General features: G+C 71.2%; 8 protein-coding genes. 5 read left to right on the forward strand and 3 right to left on the reverse strand.

What is annotated here, in order from left to right; genetic code table 11:
• Positions 1-2: 2 nt before the first annotated feature.
• Genes ACFU7Y_RS00900 through ACFU7Y_RS00910 form a run of 3 tightly spaced genes read right to left on the reverse strand, consistent with a single transcriptional unit; the run spans position 3 to position 4,047 of the window.
• The gene (locus ACFU7Y_RS00900) at positions 3-905 is read right to left on the reverse strand and encodes a DUF6339 family protein (protein WP_224276206.1); all 903 of its coding nucleotides are present in this window, start codon (positions 903-905) and stop codon (positions 3-5) included.
• Positions 902-1,906, reverse strand: a complete 1,005-nt coding sequence (locus ACFU7Y_RS00905; RefSeq protein ID WP_224276208.1) for a hypothetical protein — start codon at positions 1,904-1,906, stop codon at positions 902-904. The genes ACFU7Y_RS00900 and ACFU7Y_RS00905 overlap by 4 nt, the downstream gene beginning before the upstream one ends.
• Positions 1,903-4,047, reverse strand: a complete 2,145-nt coding sequence (locus ACFU7Y_RS00910) for a helix-turn-helix transcriptional regulator (RefSeq protein WP_224276210.1) — start codon at positions 4,045-4,047, stop codon at positions 1,903-1,905. The genes ACFU7Y_RS00905 and ACFU7Y_RS00910 overlap by 4 nt, the downstream gene beginning before the upstream one ends.
• A gap of 502 nt (positions 4,048-4,549) precedes the next feature.
• On the opposite strand from ACFU7Y_RS00910, the gene ACFU7Y_RS00915 reads away from it, so the two are divergent.
• The 5 genes from ACFU7Y_RS00915 to drmB all read left to right on the forward strand — a co-directional run bounded on the left by ACFU7Y_RS00915 (position 4,550) and on the right by drmB (position 16,625).
• Positions 4,550-4,759, forward strand: a complete 210-nt coding sequence (locus ACFU7Y_RS00915) for a hypothetical protein (RefSeq protein WP_380765836.1) — start codon at positions 4,550-4,552, stop codon at positions 4,757-4,759.
• A 61-nt stretch (positions 4,760-4,820) separates the two neighbouring features.
• The gene (locus ACFU7Y_RS00920; RefSeq protein ID WP_380765838.1) at positions 4,821-9,587 is read left to right on the forward strand and encodes a DEAD/DEAH box helicase; all 4,767 of its coding nucleotides are present in this window, start codon (positions 4,821-4,823) and stop codon (positions 9,585-9,587) included.
• Positions 9,584-11,500, forward strand: coding sequence for a UvrD-helicase domain-containing protein (locus ACFU7Y_RS00925; RefSeq protein WP_224276215.1), 1,917 nt, complete (start codon positions 9,584-9,586; stop codon positions 11,498-11,500). Before ACFU7Y_RS00920 ends, ACFU7Y_RS00925 begins: the two co-directional genes overlap by 4 nt.
• Positions 11,497-14,769 (forward strand): helicase-related protein, encoded by a 3,273-nt coding sequence (locus tag ACFU7Y_RS00930; protein WP_224276217.1) that lies wholly within the window; start codon positions 11,497-11,499, stop codon positions 14,767-14,769. The genes ACFU7Y_RS00925 and ACFU7Y_RS00930 overlap by 4 nt, the downstream gene beginning before the upstream one ends.
• Positions 14,766-16,625 carry a DrmB family protein gene (drmB, locus tag ACFU7Y_RS00935; protein ID WP_380765839.1) on the forward strand — a complete coding sequence of 620 codons (1,860 nt, stop codon included), beginning with the start codon at positions 14,766-14,768 and terminating at the stop codon, positions 16,623-16,625. Before ACFU7Y_RS00930 ends, drmB begins: the two co-directional genes overlap by 4 nt.
• Positions 16,626-16,694: the final 69 nt, after the last annotated feature.

The following is a 16,694-nucleotide window of genomic DNA, read 5'->3' on the forward strand; positions in this document are numbered from 1 at the left end:
GCTCAGGCTTCCGCCTCGATCTCCTCCGTTTCCTCCCGCCCCCGGACCGGCGCGTCCGCGAAGAGATCGGCGAAGTAGTCCACCAACGTGCTCACGGACAGCTCCGGCGCGCGCTCTTCCTCGGGGCCCGTCGGAAGCGCGTTCCGTGACACCTGCCGGGCGGTCTCGGCCTCGTCGATCCAGTCGAGCAGCGGCCGGGACTCGCGCTCGGCATCGGGGGCGATCACGTCGTACATCAGTGTCGCCGCGGAGGCGTTGACGGCCCCGGCCAGGGCATTCGCCTCGCGCCCACCGGTGACCGTGCCCTTCGCGACCAGTCGGGCGATCGCCTGGGCAGTCGGCCGGTGGTTGATCACGGACATCCGCAACGCCGTGTTGAGGATGTCCTGGTTGCCGCAGGCCGCGACCACCGGGGCGTAGTCCGGACCGTCGCGGAAGAGTTCGGCCGCCCACCACAGGCGGGAAAAGGCCTGCTTGTGGTACGGCCCTCGGAAGCGGTCGGCCGCCACCTTGGCCGGCTTGCCGTCCTTGGGTTCGGCCAGATGCCGCCAGACCACGTAGTCCGGGGCCACGCCGAGGGCCAGGTAGTTCCAGAAGCCGGGGTCGGCCGCTTCGCGGCGGGTGAGTCGGAGCGCGGCGTGGAGACGGGGTGCCAGCCAGGCGTCCGCCTGGGTGGCCTTGAGCCCGTTGGCCCGGCAGTAGGCCATGGCGTCCTCGACCAGGTCCCGGACGGGACGCAGCTCACCGCGCCGCTCGGCGTGCGGCAGCGGTTCGGTGACCAGGTTGAGCTTGATGCTCGGCACGTTCTCGCGGCCGGTGAGTAGGCCTTCGGTGACGAAGTCCGTCGCCTCGGCGCCGGGAAGCAGGGCGAGCCGCTCCGGGAGGTGATCGGGCCGGTCGGTCATGCGTCGTCCCCCTGCGTGAGGCGTTCCAGGTCGTGGATGGTGGTGGAGAGCGTCCGGGGGACGCCGGCCCGCCGGGAGGCGGCGTAGTGGATCCGGGACTGGAGTTCCCCCCACCCGGCGGCGGACGCTCCGGTGCGAGCCGTGTGGACCGCCCGCAGGGCGGCCTCCGGCTCACGGTCTGCGTACACGTCCGGGAGCATCTCCCGGAGCACCTCGCCCTGCCAACCGTGCGGGAAGACCGGGGTGCCGTCCTCCTCGACCTCCAGGTCGCCGACGGCGGAGTGGAAGACGGCCGTCCAGACCTCGGAGCACATCTGGGCGAGCAGGAGTTCCCGGACGGTCTTCTCCGGGCCGCTGCCGCCGTCGGCGCCGATCAGGTCGCCGAGCCCGTCGAAGTCGGAGTTGACGCGCACGGCCGGGATCCGGCCGGTGGTGTCGACCAGCCAGGGTGAGTCCTTGAACCGCTGGAGCCGGCTCGCTCCGGACCCGAACTTGACCATCTTGACGTCGAGTTCGCGGGCGAGCGAGGGCACAACCTCGATCACGTCGACGAACCATTCCACGTCGGAAGTGGCGATCACCCGACCGGGCACGCCGTCGACAGTGGCCACCACGTGCACCGCGAGGGAGGCGCGGTCGAGGAGGTCGCAACGGTGCAGGTACAGCTCGGCCGTGCGCGCGCGACCGTCCTCGGAGACCGCGGAGAAGTCCGCCGTCGTACGGCTGTTGGTGGCACGCTCGGTGAGGACCGCGACGACCTTGACGTTCTGCCAGGGCCCGGACGGATCCAGGGCCTTGGCCGGGAGTTCGACGGAGAGGCGGAGTCGGGCCTGGGTCCAGTCGGGGCGGTCCTCGTCCGGTCCGAGGGCGACCACTCGCTCGACGGTGGAGAGATACTTGCTCTCCACGTCCTCCCAGGACTCGCCCTCGGCCTTGAGCTGGGCGCTGTGGACGCGCCAGGAGACGTTCCCGGTGAGCCGCCGGTAGGGGTAGACCTTCACGCCTGCTCCCCCTTTCCGCTGCGGAGTTCGACGACGAGTCCGGTGAGTTGGGCCCGGACCGGGTGGCGGGAGACGTCGGTGACGCCCCGGAAGACGGCCTTGCGACTGCCCGGCGACAGCTGCAGGGCCCCGTCCACCACCTCGCAGCCGCTGATGGCGACGAGGTCCTTCCAAGGCGCGGCGGGCCGAGGCCCGGACCGCACGTCGAACTTGGCGACCGGCGTGACCGGACGGTCGGTGTCCACACCCGACGGCACCCGGAGGTCCACGGTGACCGACCAGGCTCCCGTGTCGTCGATCAGCGCGTCCACGTTGTCCAGTTCCGGCAGGGCCGAGGCCGCCGGCTGACGCGTCCGCTTCGTGGGGCCGCCGACCTTGAGCCGGCCGGCGATCTTGGCTTCTCCCCCGTTGCGACGCTTGGCCTTGGGTACGGCGACGAGGTCGCGCACCGCGGTGTTCGCCGCGGTGGTCAGGGCGGCGATGCGCCGGTAGGCGGAGGGCGAGTAGGACAGGCACAGTTCCTCCGTCTGCCCCCACTTGTTGTGCTCCGGCGGCTCGGAGGCGCGGAGGAACTCCTCGGCGGCCTCGGCGCCGAGGGCGTCCGGGCCCGCCGCGCGGCCGGTGAGGAGAATGGCCTGGAAGGGGTTGGTGCCGATCGGCAGGTTGGGGACGGCACCGTCCTTGACGGTCATGCGGTTGCCCCGCATGGACACCAACCGGTTGGACCGGCCGTCGCCGTCCTCCGCGTCGGTGACCAGGACCACCGCATCGTGCGGCACACCGCCGCGCACCTGGCCGCCGTGGAGCGGCACATGGAGCGGCACGGTCGCGCGGGCGACCTGGCCGCGTCCGGTGAGCCGGTCGACGGTGGTCCCCTCCAGGAAGGCCCGCAGCGCGCGGGTGCGGGAGGGCTGGGCCACGGCCGGGTCCACGCGCTCCTCGGGGATGAGCACCTCGCCGTTGCGATAGGTACGGACGGACGCCTCCAGGTGCGGCTTGTGGTCGCCGCCGCCGGTCATCGCGGCCCAGAAGTTGCGCCCGAGCGCGTCGACCAGTCGGGCGTGCATGCGGTGGACGGAGTCGTCGTCATCGGTGGTCTCCTCCTCGTCTGCGGCACCGTTGAGGGCCAGCAGACTGGCCACGTCGTGGGCACCGACGATGAGGAAGGACGTGCCGGGAGCCGCGCTCTCGCGGGTGAGGTGGAGCTTCTCGACGGTCTCCTCGTCGGCCCACCAGGAACGGACCACGTCCGCGGACGGGCTGGTCGGGTCGGGACGTCCGAACCAGGCCGGACCGGCGCACGCCCGGCCGTTCACCTCGCGCCAGGGCAGGTCGAGCCGGCCGATGAGGCGCCGCTCGGTGCGGCCCTCGTGGGGCTCGGAGAGGGTGGAGTTGATCAGCACCAGGCCGAGTCGGCTGGTCGCCCACAGAGTGGCCTTGCCCAGGCCATAGGAGCCGCCGGCCCCGAGGTCCCGTTTGTGGCTGTCGAGTTGACGACGGACGACCGCGGCGAAGAGCCCGTCCGCGTAGTCGTCGCCGGTCAGACCGGTGGCGTTGTAGTCGTCGACCCGGAGGAGCACCAGACGGTCATGTTGGTACATGTCACGCAACCCGGCGGCGATCGTGCGCGACACCTTGCTCTGCTTCCCGCCGTCGGCGGTGAGCGCCTCGTAGTGCGGGAGCAGGCGATCCCATCGGATGGCCTCTCGGAACCGCGCCAAGGCCTCCCCGGTGAGCTCGTGCAGGGTGTACCGTACGCGGACCGGCTCGACCGGATCGAGGCGTGCGTCGAGACTGTTCTGGGTGGCCTCGCGGGCGAGCACCGAGACATCGGCCTCGAAGGCGAACGCGGCGGCGTTGCCGTACTCGCGGCCGCCGTCGACGTGGGCCGGCCGGTGGTACCAGTCGACGGGCAGGCCGAGTTGGGCGTCGGAGCTGCGGGTGTGGATGGTCTCCAGGTCGGTGTTGAGCAGCGCGGCGATGTCCCGGATGGTCTCGTCCCGGGGTACGGAACGGCCGACGATCCAGGCGGACACGGCGGCCCGGGTCTTGCCCAGCTCCTGCGCCAGATCGGTCTGGGTCTTCCCGGCGTTCTTGAGCTGGCGCGCCAGCCAGGGGCCGAATTCCTCAGCCGCCTTCACGTCCCACCTGCTTCCGCATGGCTTGTTTCACGAGGTGGGAGCCACGCTACCGCACCGCTGTTGACAGCGACACCCCCATTGTCAACTGACACTTGACAGTGGTCGCGCTCGACGGGAGCAGACGTCGAACGCAATCGAAAAAGGGCATCCGACCACTCCTTCCGTTTGCCCGAATTTCCCCGAAAACCCCGAGGAAATCCCTTTGATTCGAGGCCCGCCAGCCTCTCGCAGGCCCCTTGACACGCCGACCGGATCCATGGCAAAGTGATCGCCAATTCCCCGGCGGGCGCCGCGGAATTGGCCCCGACCTGGGGCCCGGTTCGCTTTGTTTTCCTTGGGGGGAATTCATCACGGCCGCCTCCGGAATCAATTGCGGATTCCGCGGATTCTTGCGCGACCCGTTCCCCTCCTGCACCACTTCGCACCATTTCATCGTGTAAGTCCACGAACAGCGAAAGCGCAGGTTACCCCGGTGTCCCCGCAGAACTCCCCGCTCCACCGCATGCGTTCGATCGTCTCCACGTACGACCGGATCGCCCACGAGGCCCCGCAGGACCTGGGTGCCTACCTCTACCTGTACGGCATCGACCACGACATGGTCGCCACTTACCGGAATGCCATCCGCGACGCCGACGCCCGTACCCGCCGCCCGCGCCGGAACCCGGGCAACTGTCAGCGCATCGTCAGTTTCACCATCCGCCACGGTCGCTGACGACACGTCCGACATTCCGCACCGCTCACCCCCTCCCTCCGAACCCGAAGTGGAACCATCCGTGGCCGACCCGCAGTCCCCCGTGATCCGCACCGTCGTCGAGCAGTCCCTCCGCGTCCTGGAGACCTACGCCGTCGACCCGGGCCTGATCCCCGAACACGCCAACGGCGAACGCCGCATCACCCAGGGCGGGTACGGCGACCGGCAGCTCTTCGAGCTCGTCCAGAACGCGGCCGACGAGCTGCGCGACGAGCCCGGCGGCCGGATCCACGTCGTCCTCACCGGCACCCACCTGTACTGCGCCAACCAGGGCAACCCGGTGACGCCCGAGGGCGCGGAGACCATCCTGCGCATGAGCATGTCCCGCAAGCGCGGTGGGCAGATCGGCCGCTTCGGTGTGGGGGTGAAGTCGGTCCTGGTGGTGACCGACGCGCCCGAATTCTTCAGCAGCGAGGGCAGTTTCGGCTTCGATCGGGCCTGGTCGTACGAGTCGATCCGGAACGTGCCCGGGGTGCGCGAGCGGCTCGGCGAGGAGTTCGAGGCGCCCGTGCTGCGCATGGCCCGCGAGCTGGACATGGCGGCCGAGCGCCTCAAGGACCAGGTGCTGGACGAACTGCTGGCGTGGGCCACCACGGTGGTCCGCCTCCCGCTGCTGCCCGGCGCCGCCGACCGGCTGGGCAAGGACATGCACGGCCACCAGGGCGCGGCCGGTCACGACACCCGCGAGGAATTCCCTTCCGGTTTCCACCTGTTCTCCCCGCACGTGGGCCACGTGGTCCTGGAGGACCGCCGGCCCCGCCCGATCGCGCGCCGGGCGCTGCGTTCCGAGCGGGCCGGCAGCCTGCACACGATCCACGAGGAGCGGGTCGGCAAGCCGCCGGCGACTTCGCAGTGGCGGGTCTTCACCCGCACCCACGAGCCCACCGAGGTCGCCCGGCGCGACGCCGGCGAGCTGCACGACCGACTGACCGTCGACCTGGCCTGGGCGGTACCGGCCTACAGCGCGGACGAGCGAACCGGGCTGCTCGGCGCCGCCGACGCCCGGGGACGCGGCCGGTTCTGGTCGTTCTTCCCGACCAAATACGAGATGACCCTCAGCGGCATCCTGAACGGGGCGTGGAAGACCAACGAGGACAGGCAGAACTTGCTGGACTCCTCACCGTTCAACGTCGAGATGATCCGGACCGCCGCCGGCCTGGTGATCGACTCGCTGCCCGAACTCGCGCCGGCGGAGGACCCCGGTGCGTACCTCCCGCTGCTGCCGGGTCGTTCCAAGGGCGTGGAGACGATCAGTTGGGCCGACCGGCTGCTCACCGAGCAGATCTGGGCCGCCGCCGCGGTGCGTCCGTCGCTGCCCGACCAGGACGGTGTCCTGCGCGTCCCCGGCGGCCTGAACATCCACCCGGACCTGGGGAAGGACAGCACCGCGGTCAACCGTTGGCTGCGGTCCTGGCACGCGTACCCCGGGCGCCCGCGCGACTGGGTGCACCCCTCGGTCGAGGCCACCGACCTACGGACGGGCAAGGTCCAGCACATCCTGGCCGCGGCCCGCCGGCAGCGGGCCTCGATCGTCGAGTGGCTGGAGGCGCTGGTCTCCGACGGCACGGCGGAGGCTTCGGCGGCCGCCATCCGGATTGTCGCCGACATGATCGGTTCGAACGCCGGCTGCGCCGCGGAGGCCCGCACGGCCAGGATCGTGCTCACCGAGGAGGACGGCCTGGTCGCCCCGCGGGGAAGCGAGGTGTACCGCCGCACCGAGGAGGACGGCCTGCGGGAGTCGCTGGTCTACGTGGATCACGCCCTGTCCGACGACCCGTCGCTGCACTCCGCCCTCACCGCCCTCGGCATCCAGGAAGCCGACGTCCGGGGGCGCTTCGTGAGCGTTCTCGACCAGGGCTTCGGCTCGTACGGCCCGCAGGAGTGGAACCGGTTCTGGGAGCTCTTCCACCGGGCGGGCGCCGCTGTGGTGGGCCACGAGGTGACCAAGCGGGTGGACTCCCCGCTGGAGACGCTGATGGTGCGGACTGCGGACGGCCGCTTCCACACCATGCGCGACTGCATGCTGCCCGGTGTCGTCGTCACCGCGGAGAGCGACCCCGCGATCGCGGTGGACATGCGCTTCCACTCCGACGACGCGGGATTCTTCCGCGAGTTGGGCCTGCGGGACCGCCCGACCGGCAAGCACAGGCCCGAGGAGGAGGCCTGGTTCGAGGAGTATCGGGTGGCCGTGCACGCGGCGTACTGCCGCACGCTGGACGACCGGGCGAGTCGACCGACCCTGGCCAGGATCAGGATCGAAGGCTCGCCCGTCGGTGGGCCGCTGCACCTGCTGCCCCGTCTCTCGGAGCCGGCACGCGCGGCCTTCCTCCGGGCGCTGCCGGAAGACGCGCTGGTCGAGCACTGGACCCGGCAGATCGGGGCTCAGGTCGACTCCCGCCGATCGGTGTCGTCCCCCATCCGGTGGATGCTCTCCCGACACGGCCTGGTCGACACCTCCCAGGGTCTCAAGTCCCTCAAGGAAGCCGTGGGGCCGCAGCTCGACGCCTATCGTGACGTGCTTCCGGTGGCGTCGATCAGCGGGGAGAAGGCCCGCAAGCTGGGGCTCGCCGACAGCGTCGAGAAGGTCCGTCCGAAGCAGTGGGAGCAGCTCCTGGAGAAGCTCCAGGAGAGCGAGGACGACGCCTTCGTCGGGTCCACCTACGCCCTGCTGACCCGCTTGGAGATCCCCTTCCCCGAGGACTCCCTGACCCGGTGCCGGGTCGGCGACGCCTGGGACACCCGGGCAGACAGCGAGATCGCCGTTGCAGCGAACCCGGAGGAGTACCGCTCCTTGCAGGCCGAGCGGGTGCCCGCGCTGCTGATGCCGAACCAGGAGTCCGCGGACCTCATGGTCGAACAGTGGGGCATGTTGCGCCACGACGACGTCATCACCCGGGAGACCCGACACGAGTCGAACGTGGAACCCGTTCCGCTGGTCGAGGAGTTCCCGACGCTGAGACAGAAGATGGGCACCGCGGTCGGCACGTACTCGCTGCTGCGCTGCTCCACGTTGGAGGAGGTCCTGCGCACCCCGAGCGGCCCGAAGCCGAAGTCCCTGGAGAGCGCCCGCCAGGGCAACGTGATCAAGGTCCTGGACTCGCTGGACCGGCTGGGCACGCTCCGGGCGGTGGACCGTGAGTTGGGTCTGCGGATGGGAGAGGCCGGCTGCCGGGCGCTCCTGGAGGCCCAGGCCCGCCAGGAGCAGGACGAGAAGGTGCGGTCCGCGCTCAAGGCGATCCGCGAGGCCGCGGACGTGACGACCAAGCTGGAACTGCTGATCGGCCCGGAGGCCCTGCGCGACCGGCTCCCCTCCGGCCTCATGGATGCCGAGCGCCAGGAACCGGACGGGCAGGAGCCCACCGGCCGCCGGATCGCACAGATGGCGTTCAACGCGCACGGAGACGCCGTGCTCAAGACCCACGCGCGCGACATCCAGGAGCGCTTCCCGAGCGCCCCGTCCTCCTACAGCGGGGGGCCGGCGGCAGTCTCCTTCGTCGCCGAACTCGGCCTGCCCGCGCCCTTCGCCGGCCACCGGGCCCCCACCCTCGAACAGAGCCTGACCGTGGAGGGCCCCCGGGACTTCCCGCGCCTGCACGACTACCAGGAGCGCCTCGCCCTCAACATCTTCGAGATGCTGGACCGACTGGCCCCGCAGCGGGCCATGCTCTCGCTGCCTACCGGTGCCGGCAAGACGCGCGTCACCGCCGAGGCCGTCATCCGCTGGGTCAAGCAGGCAGGCACGCTCAGGGGCCCGATCCTGTGGATCGCCCAGACCGAGGAACTCTGCGAGCAGGCCGTGCAGAGCTGGCAGTTCGTCTGGAGCAAGGCCGGCGCGCAGGAGCGGCTGACGATCAACCGACTGTGGACCTCGAACGAGGCCGCCCCGGTCACGGACGGTCCGCAGCTCGTGGTGGCCACCGACGCCAAGCTGCGGGTGTGCCTCGACACCGACCGCTACGCCTGGTTGCGCGAGGCCGCTCTGGTGGTGGTGGACGAGGCCCACGTGGCGACCAGCCCGAGCTACACCGAGATCCTGAGCCTGCTCGGACTGACCCAGCACCGGACCGATCGGCACCTGCTCGGTCTCACCGCCACCCCGTTCCGCGGCCACAACGAGGAGGAGACCCGCCGGCTGGTCAACAGGTTCGGCGCACGTCGGCTGGACGAGGGGGTCTTCCCCTCCGACGACGCCTACGGTCACCTCCAGGACATCGGCGTGCTGGCACGCGTCGAGCACAAAGAGCTGACCGGCGGAACCATCTTGCTGTCCCGCCAGGAGCGTGAGAGCGCCGAGCAGTTCAGCCTGCTGTCCAAGGCCGCCGAGCAGCGACTGGCGGAGGACCACGACCGTAGCCGCCGCATCGTCGAGGAGGTCGCGGCGATGGACGAGAACTGGCCCGTGCTGGTGTTCGCCACCTCCGTGGAACACGCCAAGCTCCTGGCGGCCATGCTGATGGACCAGGAGATCTCCGCGTCCTCGGTGGACGCCACCACCTCCGACGCCGACCGCCGGGCCCGCATCCGGGACTTCCGCGATGGTCGGGTACGGGTACTGACCAACTACGGCGTGCTCACCCAGGGCTTCGACGCCCCGGCCACCCGCGCGGTGGTCGTCGCCCGCCCCGTCTACAGCCCGAACGTGTACCAGCAGATGATCGGACGAGGCCTGCGCGGCCCGCGCAACGGCGGCAAGGACACCTGCCTCATCCTCAACGTCCGCGACAACATCCGGAACTTCGACACCGCCCTCGCCTTCACGCAGTTCGAGCACCTGTGGAGCAACCGATGACCATCCAGCCCGAGGGCGGCCCCGTCCTCACCGCCGAACAGCAGGCCGTCGTGGACCGGCCGTGGGACACCCGGCTGCTGGTCACCGCGGGGGCGGGGACGGGCAAGACCCACACCCTGGTGCGCCGGATGGACGCGCTCGTCGGACACGTCGACCCGGACGAGGCGCTGGAGGCCTCCGAGTTGCTGGTCCTCAGCTTCTCCCGCGCCGCCGTCCGGGAACTGCGTGACCGGATCGCCCGGCACGGGGAGCACGCGCGGAGGGTACGGGTACAGACCTTCGACTCCTGGGCTTACTCCCTGCTGTTCCAGGCGTACCCGGACGAGGGGTGGTCCGCGCTCTCCTTCGACGAGCGGATCCGGGCGGCCACCGACGCGATCGAGAAGGGCGCACTGGAGTCCCTGGAGGCCGGTCCGCCGACGCACGTGATCATCGACGAGGTGCAGGACCTGGTGGGCGCCCGCCGGGAGATGGTGGAATCGTTGCTCGACCGGCTCCAGGACTCCAGCGGATTCACCCTCGTCGGCGACTCCGCCCAGGCGATCTACGACTTCCAGATCGAGGACCCGCAGGAGTACGCCGATCGCGCCGACCTCTTCCTCCGCTGGGTGCGGATCTCCTACGCCGACGATCTGGAGGAGCTGCGGCTGACCCGGAACTTCCGGGCCGTCACCCCCGAGGCACGCACCGCGCTCCCGCTCGGCCCCGCCGTCCAGGCCGTCGGCAGCGCCCCCGAGGGCGCGGACGCGGCCGCCGAACGCCTTCACGGAGAGCTGCGCGAGCTGCTGCTCGACCTGCCCGGCCTGGGCTCGTTCACCGACTCGTTCACGCTGGACACCCTGCGATCTTTCCCTGGTACCTGCGCGATCCTGTGCCGCGACAACCGACAGGCGCTGGTCGTCTCGGAGTTGCTGCACGCCCAGGGGATCCAGCACGCCCTGCGTCGCTCGCTCCGGGACCGGCCGGTGCCGTACTGGGTCGCCGAGGTACTGCGTCGGACCACGGCCGCCACCCTGACCGAGGAGCGCCTGCGCGACCTGCTTGCCGCGGTCCCGCTGCCCGAGGGCACCGACCTCGACCGAGTGTGGCAGTCCCTGCGGTCGGCGGCACGCGGCACCGGCCGGGGCACCCTCGACGTGGTGCGGCTGCGCCGCCTGGTGGCGGAGCGCCGCTTCCCGGACGAGCTGGCCGATCCGGAACCGGCCGGGCTCGTGGTGTCCACGGTGCACCGCTCCAAGGGCCTGGAGTTCGACCGGGTGATCGTGCTCAATCCACCGACCGTCGCCGAGCTGCGTCGGCGCACCGAGGAACCCGACGTGCCCGCCGAGGCCCGGGCCCTCTACGTGGCGATGACCCGGGCTCGGGAGGATCTGTACCGGGTCGCCCCGCCCGACACGGTGACGGTGCTCAGGCACAAGCCGACCGGACGGCTGTACCGAGGAGTCCCGAACCAGCGCCTGCAGTGGCGGCGCGACGGCATCGAAGTCCGGGCCGGGGACGTGGGCGCCCTGGAACCGGCCGACGCCCAGGTCGACGCCCCCGGCGCCCAGGCGTACCTGCTGGAGCGGGTGCGGCCGGGGGACGCGGTGACGTTCCGGCTCTGCGACGCCTTCCCCATGGGCCCCGAACAAAGCCCTCGGTACGCCCTGCTGCACGAGGGACGGGAGATCGGCGACGCCTCCGAGGCCTTCCGGAGCCAGTTGCACTCCGTTCTGAAGGTCGGCCCGAAGTGGGAGATCCGCTGGCCCCAGGAGATCTCCGGTCTGCGGATCGACTGCTTGGAGTCGGTGGCGGGCAGTCCGGCTGCCGGGGCCAACGCGGGCCTCGGTGACCACGGGGTGTGGATCGCCCCTCACATCAGCGGAATCGGACGGTTCCGGCACACCGCCGGGACCGAGGAGGAGCAGGAATGACCATCCATGCTGGGCGGCACGCCGGGCACTACGAGGTCCGCGAGAACCTGGTGGCCCGGCTCCGCCGGGAGCTGCTGGGCCCCGATGTCGACGCCTCCCCCGAGGAGCGCGCCGAGGTCCTGGACCAGGACGCCCCGATCACCCGCTACCCCGTCGGGGTACTCTACCCGCGACCGGCGAACGCCGAGGCCGGCGCTCGGCTCCTGGAGGACGTGGCCGAGCACGAGGGCCTGGACGAGGAAGCCGTGACCAGGGCGGACAGCCTCGACGAATCCGGGGCGGCGGCCGAACGCCCGGGCTCCGGCGACCGCCGCCCGGCCAGCGTCGGCCTGACCTTCGCGGTCGACGTCGCCGTCTGCCAGGAGATCGTGGTCTCGGCCCGCGCCGCCGTGTACGAGCCCGAGGACGCCGAGGGACGCAAGGTCTCGGCCCGCCGCAGCGAGGCCCGGACCACGTCCGACCAGAGGGAACGCTGGCGGCGCGTGGAGCTGGACCTGCCGGACACCACGGTCGACGTCCGCCACCCGGGCCGCGGCGCCTCCCGCGACCTGGTCGACGGCACGGCGCGGCTGGAGGTGCATGTGCGACGCCCGTCTCCGGAGACCGGCACGGTCACCGTCACGGTCACCCTGGTCAACATCCAGAAGGTGGGCGAACGGGAACTGCAGGACGCCTTCGCCCTCTTCCAGACCGGGCTGACGGTCCGTGCCGCCAACGGGTCGAGCGCGTTCGTGGAGCGCCCGACCGCTCTGTCCGCAGTCGATGCCGAGCTGGAGACCAGCCGACTGCTGCACCGGCACGCCCCCACCTTCGCCGCCGGGCACGGCTGCGCGGCGGTCTGGGACTGGACCCCGCCTCCGGTCGGCCTCACCGACGTGGTGCGGGCGGGTGTGACCGAGGTGCGCACGGACTTCGTGCCCACCCACGAGGTGCTGCTCACCGACTCCAACCCGACGATCGACGCCAAGACCCTCACCATGCTCGGCCTCGCCGAGGCCGGCGACCGCGAGGTGATCGCCGCCCTGGAGGGTCTGGCCGAGGGCTACGAGCGGTGGATCGAGCGGAAGCGGGACGAGGCCGCCGCGCTCGTGGGCACCTCGTACGAGCAGGCCGCGGCCGATCAGGTCAGCGCCTGCGGCGAAGCCCTGGAGCGGATCCGCGGGGGCATCGCGCTGCTGCGCGACCAGCCCGACCTGATGTGGGCGTTCCGCCTGGCCAACCGGGCGATGGCGACTCAGCGGGCCAGGGCCGCCTGGGTCAAGGAGGGCCGGTTCGGTGAGCCGGACCCGGCCTCCGCGTGCTGGCGTCCGTTCCAGATCGCCTTCATCCTGCTGTGCCTGGCCGGGGTGGACGACCCCGAGCACCCCGACCGGGGCGTGTCCGACCTGCTGTGGTTCCCCACCGGTGGTGGCAAGACCGAGGCGTACCTGGGTCTGATCGCGCTGACCACGTTCCTGCGCCGCAAGCGCCGCGGGTCGGCCGGCGGCGGCGTCACCGTTCTGATGCGCTACACGCTGCGTCTCCTGACCCTGCAGCAGTTCGAGCGTGCCGCGATCCTGATCTGCGCGATGGAGCGGATGCGCCGGGAGAACCAGGAGGAGCTCGGCCACGAGGAGATCTCCATCGGCATGTGGGTGGGCAGGTCCGCCACGCCGAACAGACTGGACGTGGCCTCCCGACAGCTCGACGCCGCCCGAGCGGGGCGGCTGCTCCAGACGGAGAACCCCGTCCAGCTGCACGCCTGCCCGTGGTGCGGAACCGCGCTCGACGCCCACCACTACGCGGTGGACGAGGAGGCTGAGCGGATGGACGTGCGCTGCCCCGGCACGGACTGCGAGTTCTCCGACGGGCTGCCCGTGCACCTGGTCGACCAGGCCGTGTACGCGGCCAGGCCCACCCTGGTGATCGCCACCGTCGACAAGTTCGCCTCGATGCCGTGGCGCGAGCAGACGGCCGCCCTCTTCAATCGCGACCGTCAGGACGCCACACCTCCGCCGGAGTTGATCGTCCAGGACGAACTCCATCTGATTTCCGGGCCGTTGGGTACCCTGACCGGCCTGTACGAGACGGCCGTCGACGTCCTGGCCGACCGCCCCAAGGTGATCGCCTCCACCGCGACCATCCGCCGCGCCGCCGACCAGGGCAGGGCGCTGTTCTCCCGCGAGGTCCGGCAGTTCCCGCCCGCCGGCCTGGACGCCCGCGATTCCTGGTTCGCCGTGGAGACCCCCGCGAGCGAGAAGGCGTCCCGCCGCTACGTGGGCCTGTTCGCCCCGGGCACCAGCCAGTCCACCCTGCTGATCCGCACCTACGCCACCCTGCTCCACCAGGCGATGCGAGCCGACACCCCGGAGGAGGTGCGTGACGCCTACTGGACACTGGTCGGCTACTTCAACAGCCTTCGGCTGCTGTCCGCCGCGGAACTCCAGGTCCACGACGACGTCGTGGCCTACCTTGAGCACCTCGCCGAGCGCGACGGCTGCGAGCCGCGCTCCGTCGGCAACAACTCCGAGCTGACCAGCCGGGTGGACGCCAGCGACATCCCGGCACGCCTGAAGCAGATCGAGCGCAGGCTCACGGACGGTGACCCGGCGGACGTCGTGGACGTGCTCCTCGCCACGAACATGATCGCCGTCGGTGTGGACGTGGACCGGCTCGGCCTGATGGCCGTCATGGGCCAGCCGCAGACCACCGCCGAGTACATCCAGGCCACCAGCCGGGTGGGTCGCGCGCACCCCGGTCTGGTCGCGGTGATGCTCAACGCCGCACGATCCCGCGACCGTTCGCACTACGAGAACTTCCAGCACTTCCACTCCGCGCTCTACCGCGAGGTCGAGTCGACCTCGGTCACGCCCTTCTCCGCCCGTGCCCGCGACCGGGGCCTGCACGCGGTGATCGTCGCCCTGGCTCGCATCGCGATCCCCGCGGCCCGCAGGGACGAGGACGCGGGGAGGATCGACCTCTTCCGGGACGAGCTGCGGGAGACGATCCGTCCGCTGATCCTCGAACGGGTCGGGAGCGTCTCGCCGAAGGAGACCGCCGCCAAGGAGGTCGCCCACGTCGCCGCGGCCTTCGACGAGTTCGTGGACTGGTGGCACGCCGAGGCCGAGGCACACAACGGTCTGTACTACGAACCCAAGCGCGGACGCTCCGTCCCCTCGCTGCTCAAGCCCTACGACGACGCCCTGGAGGACGTCGAGGCGTGGGAGACCCTGTGGTCCCTGCGCGACGTCGACGCCGAGTCCGCCCTGTTCATGGAGGCATCCCGATGACCCCGCCCCCGTCCCGTCGCCGGCGCGGCGCCGCCGGTTCCGGCGCACCGGCCCGTAACCTGCCCCGCCGTGGGGCGGTCCGCCGGGCCCAGGCCATCACCACCTACGGCGTGGGGTCGCTGGTCGCCGTCGACCAGGAGTCCTTCATCGTTGCGGGCATCGACGGCGCCGCCGAACAGTGGCCCCTCGACGAGGCTCCGGTGATCCGCGAGCCCCGCCTCGCCCGGGTGTTGGGCGTGCGGCACTTCCGCCTCCCGCCGGCCTCCGGCGACGACAGCCGGGACGGCATCCGGGTGCGCCGGTTCCCGCTCTGGCACCACTGCCCCGAGTGCCACGCGCTCGACCACGTGCGGAAGTTCAACTCTCCGCCCGGACGCAACGAGTGCGGCGAGTGCGGCGAGCCGCTGGTGCCCTCCCGTTTCGTGGTCGCCTGCGAGGACGGACACATCTCCGACTTCCCGTACTGGGGGTGGCTGCACCGGGGGCGGCGTGGCGAAAGCGGGTTCTGCGGCGGCCGGATGAGCCTGACGTCCTCCGGACGCACCGCCTCGCTCCGTTCGGTCGTGATCTCGTGCTCCTGCGGGGTACCGGAGGTGTCCATGGAAGGCTCCTTCCGGGCCGGCGCCCTCAAGGAGCTGCGCATCGACTGCCCGGGCGAGCGTCCCTGGCTGAAGGGTGCCGACAAGGCTTCCTGCTCCCGGACGCCCCGTACGCTCCAGCGCGGTTCCTCCTCCGTCTGGCAGCCGGTGCTGCGCTCGGCCCTGTCCATCCCGCCGTGGAGCGACACCCGGGTGAACGCCCTGGACAAGCACTGGGACAAGCTCCGCGGCTGCACCAGCCTCGTCGAGATGGAGATCCATCTCAAGCACATCTTCGACGGGATGCCTTCCCCCGTCAGTGCCCAGGAGGCCCTGGCCCTGGTCGCCGCGATGGAGGCGGAGGACCACTCCGGAGAGGACGCTCCCGATCGCGACCAGGAGCAGCGCTACCGAGCCCTGCGCGACCTGGAGTACCAGCGCCTGTGCGCCGGCAATCCGGAGGAATCCGGCCATCACACCGAGCAGTTCGTCTGTGAGCCGCCGATCGGCGACGAGAAGCCCCTGATCGACCTGGGCCTGGTCACCCCGATGCTGGTGAAGAAGCTCCGCGAGGTCCGCGCCCTCAAGGCCTTCACCCGGGTCATCGATCCCGAGACCTCCTCCGAGGGCCACGAGGCGGAGTTGTCGCTCGCTCGTACCGACTGGCTGCCCGCCATGGAGGTCCACGGTGAAGGGGTGTTCCTCCGGTTCGACGAGGAGCGACTGGACGCCTGGGCCGAACTGCCCGCCGTCGCCGACCGCGTGGCACGCATGCGAATCCGCCACCAGCGGGTCCTCACCGAGCGGGCCTCCGACCCGGCTCGGGTCCCGGACTCCCCCGCCACCCCGCGCATGGCCCTGCTGCACACCTTCGCGCACGTGATGATCAACGAGTGGAGCCTGGAGTCGGGCTACCCGGCCGCCTCGCTGCGCGAACGGATCTACTCCGGCGACGAGATGGCCGGTGTGTTGATCTACACCGCCACCAGCGACTCGGCCGGCAGTCTCGGCGGCCTGGTCGCTCAGGGCGAGATCGACCGCCTCGCCCAGGCCGTGCGCTCGGCCGTCCACCGTGCCGAGTGGTGCTCCGCCGATCCGCTCTGCATCGAGACCGAGGTGTCCGGGACGGGCGGCACCAACCTGGCCGCCTGCCACGCCTGTGTGATGCTCCCGGAAACCAGTTGCGAGCACAACAACGGCCTGCTGGACCGGGCCTTGCTCGTCGGTACGCCGGAGGACCCGTCGATCGGCTTCCTCTCGCACCTGCTCACCCGCTGAGCGCCGGGCGGTGAAACCGGGGCGGGACGACGCACACCGCGCCGTCCCGCCCCGGCGTCACCGAGTCCG

The sequence above is a fragment of the Kitasatospora sp. NPDC057542 genome (assembly GCF_042801945.1).
Classification (GTDB): Bacteria; Actinomycetota; Actinomycetes; order Streptomycetales; family Streptomycetaceae; genus Kitasatospora.